Origin of the sequence: Methylobacterium sp. Leaf118 (assembly GCF_920984675.1) — a bacterium.
In the GTDB taxonomy this organism is placed as follows: Bacteria; Pseudomonadota; Alphaproteobacteria; order Rhizobiales; family Beijerinckiaceae; genus Methylobacterium.
The window spans coordinates 39,856-49,125 of sequence record NZ_CAKLBV010000032.1 but is presented as its reverse complement, the minus strand read 5'-3'; the positions used below and the strand labels follow the sequence as shown (position 1 = coordinate 49,125).

Genomic DNA, 9,270 nt, shown 5'->3' with positions numbered 1-9,270 from the left:
CCGCCGGCCCGCATGCCGCCGCCCCCGCCGAAGCCACCACCGCCGCCGCGCATGCCGCCGCCGCCGAATCCGCCCGGACGGGCATCGGCGCTCGCCGGCAGGAAGGCCAGGGCGCCGACCAGGGCGGCCGAGGCCATGAGAATCCGCTTCATCGTGTCATTCCTCCATCGGAGGCCGGCGCGCCGATCCTGCGACCGGCCGAGCCTCCATCATGAAGGGCGAACGTTCGAGATGACGGCTAGCTCCCACGGCTAAGTGTCTCGATTTCGGAAAGTCTTCTCGCACGTGTCGGCTTCGGAGCCCCCGCAGCGGAGGGGCGGGCAGGCTCGGCGCCCGTCGTCAGGCCTTGCGTCGGCCGACCAGGGCCACGAGGAGACAGGCGAGGAGCCCGGCGGCGAAGGGCGCGTCGCCGAGCGTCGCGTAGAGCGTGAGCCCCGGCAGCCGCGCGGGAAGGCTCGCATCGAGCACGCCCTCCACGCCCAGCGGCAGACTGGCGACGATCCGGCCATGGGGATCGACCACCGCGGAGATGCCGGAATTGGCGTCGCGCACCAGCGGCAGCCCCTCCTCCACCGCCCTCAGGCGGGCCTGCGCGAAGTGCTGGCGCGGCCCCGGCGTGTCGCCGAACCACGCGTCGTTGGTGAGGTTGAGGATCAGGCCCGGCACCGCCGGAGCGCCGTCCGCGGGAGCGGGCGGCCGGATCGCGCCGGGAAAGATCGCTTCGTAGCAGATCGTCGCCGCGACCGGTGGAAGGCCGGGCACCGCGAGGATGCGCTGGCCCTCGCGGGGGCCGGCCGTGAAGCCGCCGGGCACCGCTACGAACTGGCGCAGGCCGATGGCCCGCAGGACCGCGTCGAGGGGGGCCGGCAGATACTCGCCGAAGGGGACGAGGTGCACCTTGTCGTAGATCTCGCCGATCCGGCCGCCGGGGCCGATCGTCAGGATGGAGTTGTGGAACACCGCGGTCTCGCGGGTCAGCGGCTCGCGGCCCCGCGCCGCGCCGGTCACGAGCTGCTTGCCCGCCGGCAGGGCCGCCCCGATCCGGCCGAGGGCCTGCGGATCGCGCTGGATCAGGAAGGGAAAGGCGGATTCCGGCCAGATCAGGTGGGTGACGTCGCCGATGCCGGTGCGATCCGGCGAGGCGGCGCGGTCGCTGAGGTCGAGATACTTGCCGACGATCTTGTCGCGCATCTCGGCCCGGAATCGGGCATCCTGGGGCACGTTGGGCTGGATCAGGCGGAGCCGCACGCCCGCGACGGTCGGATCGGGCGCGGCGGGCACCCGCCAGACCCCGTAGGCGGCCAGCAGCGTGAGGGCGGCCAAGGCCGCGAGGGAGGGGGTCCAGCGGGCGCGGGGGCCCGTCCCGGTGGCGAGGGTCGCAGGCGCGGCGGCGACGAGGACGGCGAGCAGGGTCAGGCCGTAGAGCCCGATCAGCGCGGCGGCCTGCATGGTCCAGAGGTTGGTGCCCAACGCCATGCCGAGGCTGTTCCAGGGGAAGCCCGTGAACAGGTGCCCGCGCAGCCACTCGGCGCTCGCGAGGCCGAAGGCGAGCGCGGCGATCCGGGCCGCGCCCCGCGACCAGACGAGGCGGGCGGCGGCAAAACCCAGGGCGAAGAACACGGCGAGCCCAGCGGGCAGGCCGAGGACGCCCAGCGGCATCGCCCAGGCGAACTGATCCGCCTCGACCAGGAAGGCGGCCCCGAGCCACCACAGGCCGGCGGTGAAGTAGCCGAAACCCCAGGCCCAGCCGATCCCGGCGCAGGCGCCGAGCGTCCGCCGCAGGGATCCGCCCACCGTCGCCCCGTCGATCAGCCAGACCGCGAGGGTGAGCGAGACGACCAGGGCCGGGAACAGCCCGAAGGGCGGCATCGCCAGAGCGCCGGCGGCCCCCGCGGCGGCGGCGAGGACGAGGCGCCGCCAGCCATGGCTGAGGATGACCCGGTGGGCGAGCGCGTCGAGGGGCCCGACGCGCAACGCGGCCGGAGGCGGTCCGGCCCCGGGGGCGCGGCCGGAGGAGGCGGTCATGAACGGAGGATCATGCGAGCGGGGCTGCGGGCTCGGCGGTCATGGGCCGGGATCGGCCGCCGGTCCCGGCTCGGGGGCGGTCCGCGGCGGCGGCAAGGCGAGCGGCACCACGGCGGCGATCTTGGCGGGCCCGCGCTGGAGCTTGATCCGCTTCACCCGCCGGGGATCGGCGTCGAGCACCTCGAACTCGATATCGCCCGGCCCGGCGATCACCTCGCCCCGGGAGGGCACCCGGCCGGCCAGAGTCACGATCAGGCCGCCGATCGTGTCGATCTCCTCGGCCATCTCGCCCACGGCCGCCACGAGATCGACCCCGGTCGTCTCGGACACCTCGGCGAGGCCGGCGCGGGCATCGGCCACGAAGGCCTCCTGATCGCCCTCGAGGCGGTGGACGAGCTGGCCCTCCGCCACGTCGTGCTCGTCCTCGATGTCGCCGACCACCATCTCGATCAGGTCCTCGATCGAGATCAGCCCGTCGGTGCCGCCATACTCGTCGATGACGAGGGCCATGTGGGTGCGCGTCGCCTGCATCCGCACCAGCAGGTCGATCGCCGGCATGGAGGGCGGCACGAACAGGACCGGGCGCTGGATGCGGGTGGAGGCGAGCGTCGCCGAGAGATCGACCTTGCCGAGGTCGAGTCCGCGCAGGGCCCGCGCGGCCGGCTGGCGGCGGGGACGCGGCACGGGCTTGGGATCCGCGGCGGCGTCGAGCCCGGAACTCTGCGCGGCCGCAGCTGCCGGGGGCGTGGCCGGGCGGCGCGGCGCGGCCTCGGCCTTGGTGGCGAGGTACTCCACGAAGTCCCGGATGTGGACCATGCCCCGGGGATCGTCGAGGGTCTCGCCATAGACCGGCAGGCGTGAATGGCCGGCGGTGCGGTAGAGCTTGAGCAGATCGCCGAGATTGGTGTCGATCCCCACCGCCACGATGTCGGCGCGAGGCACCATCACGTCGTCGACCCGCACCTTGTGCAGGCCCAGCACGTTCTTGAGCATCGCCCGCTCGAGGGGCGAGAACGCGTCCTCGCCGGTGTCGGGCTCCGCCAGCGCCTCCTCGAGGCCGGTGCGCAGGGAGTCGCGCTGGCGCAGGTGGAACACGTTGAGCAGACGATCGTACCACGCTTCGCGCGGAGGCGGCTCGGCGTCTGCGGTCGGCGCGGCAAGGGCCGCGCCGCGACTTCGGTCGTTGCTCATCGGTCTCTGAGTTGGATGGGACGGGAGGGCCGGGATGGCCGCGAATCAGGAATCGTAGGGGTTCGGGATGCCGAGGGTGGCAAGCGCCTCGATCTCGAGCGCTTCCATGGCATCGGCTTCGGCCTCGCCGGTCTCGTGGTCCTGTCCGAGAAGGTGAAGGGTGCCATGGACCAGGAGGTGGGCGAGATGATGCGCGAGCGGCTTCGACTGCTCGCCAGTCTCGCGCACGAGCGTGTCATACGCAAGAACGACGTCGCCGAGCGGGCGTGCCAGGCCCGGCGGGAGGGGTTGCGGCGCGGCCGGGAAGGAGAGGACGTTCGTGGGCCGGTCCTTGCCCCGCCAGGTGCGGTTCAGCGTCCGGACCGCCTCGTCGTCGGTGAGGAGGACGCTGACCTCGACCGGGTCGGCGGAGAGGCCGGGGCCGAACGCCAGGGCGGCCTCGACCGCGCGGACCGCCAGGGCTTCGAGATCCGGCACCGCCATCTCCCAGCGCGGGTCCTCGACGCTGACCTCGATCTCGGCTTCGGGTCGGCTCAAGGAACGCTCGCTCTCATCGCGCATGCAGGGGCGGCGCCTTCTAGCACCGGCGCGGCCACGGCGCGACGGGCGGCGCATGCCGCCGGTGCGGGAGGGGAGCGCCGTCCGCGCCGGGGCCGGCTTGGCCGGTCCCTCCCGGGTGAATCCAGCAAACGATAGGATTCGGCGTGCCTTGTGCGATGCAAATATTGCAATGCAACAATCAGTTTCCCGTCCGTATCTTTCGAACCTGCGTTTCGTCCCGCTTTCAGCAGCACGCGGCGTTTGCGCTTCACGCCGAAGTTTGGCAATCAAATGCCGCCTGTCCAGGGAGGACGCCGCAAGAGCCGAGCAGCACGTCCCGTGGCCATCCCGGCCACCGCTCGGCCATCCCATCAAAATCGCAAGGACGCACGAATGACCGCACTCTTGCTGATCATCGTGGGCGGGCTCTGCGCCATCGCCTACGGGGTCGTGACCATCCGCGACGTCATGCGACGGGACGCGGGCACCCAGCGCATGCAGGAGATCGCAGGCGCCATCGCGGAAGGGGCCCAGGCCTATCTCAAGCGCCAGTATCTCACCATCGGCCTCGTCGGCGTCGTTCTCTTCGTCCTCCTCGCCTATTTCCTCGGCATCAAGGTCGCGGTCGGCTTCCTGATCGGCGCCGTGCTCTCGGGCATGGCCGGCTTCATCGGCATGAACGTCTCGGTGCGTGCCAACGTCCGCACCGCCCAGGCCGCGACCCAGTCGCTCGGCGGCGGGCTCGACGTCGCCTTCAAGTCCGGCGCGGTCACCGGAATGCTGGTGGCGGGCCTCGCGCTGCTCGGGGTCGCCCTCTACTACCTCTATCTCACCCGCGGCGCGGGCCTCGCGCCGGGCAGCCGCGAGGTCATCGACGCCTTGGTGGCGCTCGGCTTCGGCGCCTCGCTGATCTCGATCTTCGCGCGTCTCGGCGGCGGCATCTTCACCAAGGGCGCCGATGTCGGCGGTGACCTCGTCGGCAAGGTTGAGGCCGGAATCCCCGAGGATGATCCGCGCAACCCCGCCACCATCGCGGACAACGTCGGCGACAATGTCGGCGACTGCGCCGGCATGGCCGCCGACCTGTTCGAGACCTACGCGGTCACCGTCGTCGCCACCATGGTGCTCGCGGCGATCTTCTTCGCCGGCAATCCGGCCGTGCTCGAAACCATGATGATCTACCCGCTCGCCATCGGCGCGGCCTGCATCATCACCTCGATCGCCGGCAGCTATGCCGTGAAGCTCGGCGCCAACCAGTCGATCATGGGTGCGCTCTACAAGGGCCTGATCGCTGCGGGCGTGCTCTCGGTCGGCGCCATCGCGGCGGTGAACTACGCCCTGTTCGGCGGCTTCTCGGCCACCTTCACAACCAATACCGGACTGACCTTCTCGTCCGCGGCCCTGTTCGGCTGCGCCGTGCTCGGCCTCGCCATCACGGCGCTGATCGTCGTCATCACCGAATACTACACCGGCACGAACTTCCGTCCCGTGAAGTCGATCGCGACCGCCTCCGTCACCGGTCACGGCACCAACGTGATCCAGGGGCTCGCCATCTCCCTCGAATCGACGGCGCTGCCGGCCCTCGTCATCGTGGCGGGCATCATCTCGACCTACGCCCTGGCCGGCCTGTTCGGCATCGCCATCGCGGTGACCGCGATGCTGGCGCTGGCGGGCTTCATCGTGGCGCTGGACGCCTTCGGTCCCGTCACCGACAACGCGGGCGGCATCGCCGAGATGTCGGGCCTTCCCTCCGACGTGCGTAAGGCGACCGACGCGTTGGATGCCGTCGGCAACACCACCAAGGCGGTGACCAAGGGCTATGCCATCGGCTCGGCGGGCCTCGGCGCCCTCGTGCTGTTTGCCGCCTACACCTCCGACCTGAACTACTTCATCGCGAATGCGAGCCCGACGCAGTACCGCTTCTTCCAGGGCGTGAGCGTCGATTTCTCGCTCTCCAACCCCTACGTCGTGGTCGGCCTTCTGCTCGGCGGCCTGATCCCGTTCCTGTTCGCCGGCATGGCGATGACCGCCGTCGGCCGCGCTGCCGGCGCGGTGGTCGAGGAGGTCCGCCGCCAGTTCCGCGAGAAGCCCGGCATCATGCAGGGCACCGACCGTCCGGATTACGGCCGGGCCGTCGACATGCTGACCCGGGCGGCGATCAAGGAGATGATCCTCCCCTCGCTGCTGCCGGTGCTCTCGCCGATCGTGATCTTCTTCGTGATCCAGGCCATCGCCGGCAAGAGCGAGGCCTTCGCCACGGTCGGCGCCTCCCTGCTCGGGGTGATCCTGACCGGCCTCTACGTCGCGATCTCGATGACCTCGGGCGGCGGCGCCTGGGACAACGCCAAGAAGTACATCGAGGACGGGCATCACGGCGGCAAGGGCTCCGACGCCCACAAGGCGGCGGTGACCGGCGACACCGTCGGCGACCCCTACAAGGACACCGCCGGACCCGCGGTGAACCCGGCGATCAAGATCACCAATATCATCGCCCTGCTGCTGCTGGCGATCCTGGCCCACGCCTGAGCGATCGCCGTCCCGCGCGCGTCCATTGCGTGCCCCGCCAAAAATGCGCCGCCGAACCAGATGCCGGTTCGGCGGCGTTCGTTTTGCAGGCTTGGTCCGTCTCGCGGGAGTCCGGGACGGTCGCGTGGCCGGTGTCAGGGCACGCGGACCCCGCGCAGCTGGAAGCTCGGGCTCTGACCCTTCTTTTCCGGATTCATCAGGACGTCGAGCTGGCCCTCCGCCACCCAGACGGTCTCGCCCACCCGCGCCAAGCCGGTCGGCCCGGCGAAATCCTGGATCGTCTCGACCGTCGCTTGGTCATCGGCGAGGGTCACCCGGGAGAGGGCGCCGCTGCCTTCGACCATGAGGAACCCGGTTCCGTCCGCCTTGAAGCCGTCGGGAAACGTCAGCGGCCGGGAGGTCCGGAGCTTGGTGATGGCGCCGGCCGCGTCCCCCTTCGCCTCGATGCGGAAGAGTTCGCCGCCGAGGAAGGTGTTGACGTAGAGCGCGCCGTCCCGGCCGAAGGCGAGGCCGTCGAGCCCGCCCTTCAAACGGTCGTCCTGCACCCAGACTTCGAGCTGGGAGGCTGCCTTCCTCAGGCGCAGGATCTGGGGCTGAAGGGTATTCGAGACGTAGAGGGCGCCCTCGGGGCCGATCGTCAGGTCGTTGCACAGCGACGGTTTCGCGGGAAGCGGGAGGCTGACCTTGCCCTCCCCGGTCGCGAGGTCGAAGCCTTTCACGAAGGCGCCCTCGATGGCGTTGGGGCCTGCGACCCCAAGGGGCGTCGCATCGTTGGAGCAGACCCAGAGGAGGCCCGCCCCCTCGTCGACGAGGACGCCGAACGTCGAGCGGGTGCCGAACGCGCCGGGCTGGATCCAGGGCTCGGCGATCTGCGAACCGGCCTTCACGCGGACGATCCCGCCCTTCGTGAGACTGCTCGCGTACAGGGTCCCATCGGCGGTCGCGCTCAGGCCTTCGGGGAATGGCGCGGCCGACGGGAGCGAGACCGTCAACGCGGAGGCGTAGGCGGCCACGCTGACCCCGATGACCATGGCCACGCCGCCGAGCAGGCGCGCACCGAGCTTGGGACGTGACGTTTGCACAGCGATCTCCGAAATGGGCCGCGTCGAGGAAGGCGACGGCTTTGCGCGTGAAGGCCTCGTGGTTCTGGAAGATGCCGCCGTGGCCCGCATCCCCGTAGAGGACGAGTTCCGCGTTCGGCAGCCGCCGGGCCAAATCCTCGGAGTTGACGCTCGGCACCATGATGTCCCGGTCCCCGTTCGCGACCAGGACGGGGTGAGCGACCCGCCCGAGGTCCTGCGGGGGCTGCCGGCCCCAGGCGTGGATCGCCTTCAACTGCGCCAGCATCACCCCGATGCCCACGTCCTCGCCGCGATCCGTCGTGCGCTCCTTCAGGCGTTCCAGAAACGCCTGCGCGGCGTGGCGACCGGTCTGCGACGCTGTGAAGAACAGGAAGGTCTTCGGATCGCGGAGAGTCAGAATCCCCTTCAGGATGAGCGGCCACGACACGCGGCCCACCCGGTCGATGCCGACGCCGCCGGCGGGGCCGGTCCCGGCCAGGATCACCCTCCGGACAAGGTCGGGCTGCGAGAGGATCACCTGCTGGGCCACGAACCCGCCGAGGGAGAACCCGAGCAGGTCGACGCGGTCCAGCCCGAGGGCCCGGATGATCGCGACCGTGTCGCTGGCCATCGCCGCCACGGTGGGCGGAACCTCGCCCCCGGAGGCGCCGATTCCGCGGTAATCGATGGCGATGACCGGGCGGCCCCGTGCCAGACCCTCGACGATGCGGGGGTCGAAATTGTCGAGATTGGCCCCCCAATGGTTCAGCAGGACCACCGGCACGCCGGCCGGCGGCCCGAGCCGCCGATAGGCGAAGGTCGTGCCCGCCGCCGTGACGGTGCGGTTCGGAGTGTCGGTCCAGCGCGACGCCGGATCCGCGGACGAGACGAGGGGCTGGTTCATGTCGCCGCGCCTTCGGGCTTCACCGCGATGACGACCTTGCCCTTGGTTCGGCCGGATTCGATCTCGCTCATCGCCCGGTCGGTCGCCTCGAACGGGACCACCCGGTCGAGAACCGGGCGCAGGATGCCCGCCTCGATCTTGGCCGTGATCTCCGCCAGCTGGGCCCCGCTCGCGCGCATGTACAGGAACACGTAGTCGACGCCGCGGGTCTTGGCCTTGCGCCGGATGCCGAGGCTCAGCAGGCGCATGACCTGCACGACCCCCCAGTTCAGGCCCGCCGCCTTGGCAAAGGTCGGGTCCGGCGGACCGGAGATCGAGATCAGCTTGCCCCCCGGCCGGAGAACGTCGAGCGATTTCCGGAGCGTGTCGCTGCCCAGGCTGTTGAGGACGACGTCGTAGCCGGACAGGACTTTCTCGAAATCCTGGGTCTTGTAGTCGATGACGACGTCGGCCCCGAGGCTCCTGACGAGATCGGCGTTGCCCGCGCTCGTCGTGGTCGCCACCGTCGCCCCGAGATGCTTGGCGAGCTGGATCGCGATGGTGCCGACGCCGCCGGAGCCGGCGTGGATCAGCACCTTGTCGCCCTGTTTCAGCGGGGCCAGCTCGACGAAGGCCTGCCACGCCGTCAGGCCGACCAGGGGGATGGACGCCGCCTCGGCCATCGACAGGGTCTTCGGCTTCAGGGCGAGGTCCGCCTCGTCGACCGCGATCCGCTCGGCGAAGGTGCCGATCCGCCCGTCCCGCGGCCGCGCATAGACCGCGTCGCCGACCTTGAAGCGCCGGACGTCACGTCCCACCCGCAGAACGGTTCCGGCCAGATCGTGACCCAGGACGAAGGGGGGACGGTATTTGAGAAGCACCTTGAAGTCGCCGTCGCGGATCTTCAGGTCGAGGGGGTTCAGGGCGGTGGCCTCGATGGCGACGAGGACGTCCCCGTCCCCCATCGTCGGCTCGGGCACGTCGCCGAGCCGGAGCGGCTGCTTCTTCTTGTAGCGGTCGAGGATGAAGGCCTTCATGGGCGCG

At 70.7% G+C, this 9,270-nt stretch carries 6 protein-coding genes and 1 pseudogene; 1 reads left to right on the top strand and 6 read right to left on the bottom strand.

Features of this window, described 5'->3' with window-relative positions:
- Positions 1–339: 339 nt before the first annotated feature.
- From lnt to ybeY, 3 genes are read right to left on the bottom strand one after another with little or no spacing between them, the layout of a single operon-like run.
- Positions 340–2,025 (bottom strand): apolipoprotein N-acyltransferase, encoded by a 1,686-nt coding sequence (gene lnt / locus LW587_RS14635; RefSeq protein WP_232630324.1) that lies wholly within the window; start codon positions 2,023–2,025, stop codon positions 340–342.
- Positions 2,026–2,064: 39 nt separating this feature from the next.
- Positions 2,065–3,216 (bottom strand): hemolysin family protein, encoded by a 1,152-nt coding sequence (locus LW587_RS14630; RefSeq protein WP_232630323.1) that lies wholly within the window; start codon positions 3,214–3,216, stop codon positions 2,065–2,067.
- Positions 3,217–3,261: 45 nt separating this feature from the next.
- Positions 3,262–3,699 (bottom strand): rRNA maturation RNase YbeY, encoded by a 438-nt coding sequence (ybeY, locus tag LW587_RS14625; protein ID WP_232630328.1) that lies wholly within the window; start codon positions 3,697–3,699, stop codon positions 3,262–3,264.
- A 450-nt stretch (positions 3,700–4,149) separates the two neighbouring features.
- On the opposite strand from ybeY, the gene LW587_RS14620 reads away from it, so the two are divergent.
- Positions 4,150–6,282: a sodium-translocating pyrophosphatase gene (locus LW587_RS14620; protein WP_232630322.1), complete on the top strand. Its 2,133-nt coding sequence runs from the start codon at positions 4,150–4,152 to the stop codon at positions 6,280–6,282.
- A gap of 134 nt (positions 6,283–6,416) precedes the next feature.
- On the opposite strand, the gene LW587_RS14615 is transcribed toward LW587_RS14620, so the two are convergent.
- The 3 genes and pseudogenes from LW587_RS14615 to LW587_RS14605 all read right to left on the bottom strand — a co-directional run bounded on the left by LW587_RS14615 (position 6,417) and on the right by LW587_RS14605 (position 9,263).
- On the bottom strand, positions 6,417–7,364 hold the full coding sequence (locus tag LW587_RS14615; protein ID WP_232630321.1) for a hypothetical protein: 948 nt from the start codon (positions 7,362–7,364) through the stop codon (positions 6,417–6,419).
- A gap of 19 nt (positions 7,365–7,383) precedes the next feature.
- Positions 7,384–8,247, bottom strand: a pseudogene (locus tag LW587_RS14610) (alpha/beta fold hydrolase); the annotation flags it as partial.
- Entirely contained in the window at positions 8,244–9,263 is a 1,020-nt protein-coding gene (locus LW587_RS14605) for an NADP-dependent oxidoreductase (RefSeq protein WP_232630320.1), read from the bottom strand. The gene LW587_RS14605 and the pseudogene LW587_RS14610, both read right to left, overlap by 4 nt.
- Between the last annotated feature and the right edge of the window lie 7 nt (positions 9,264–9,270).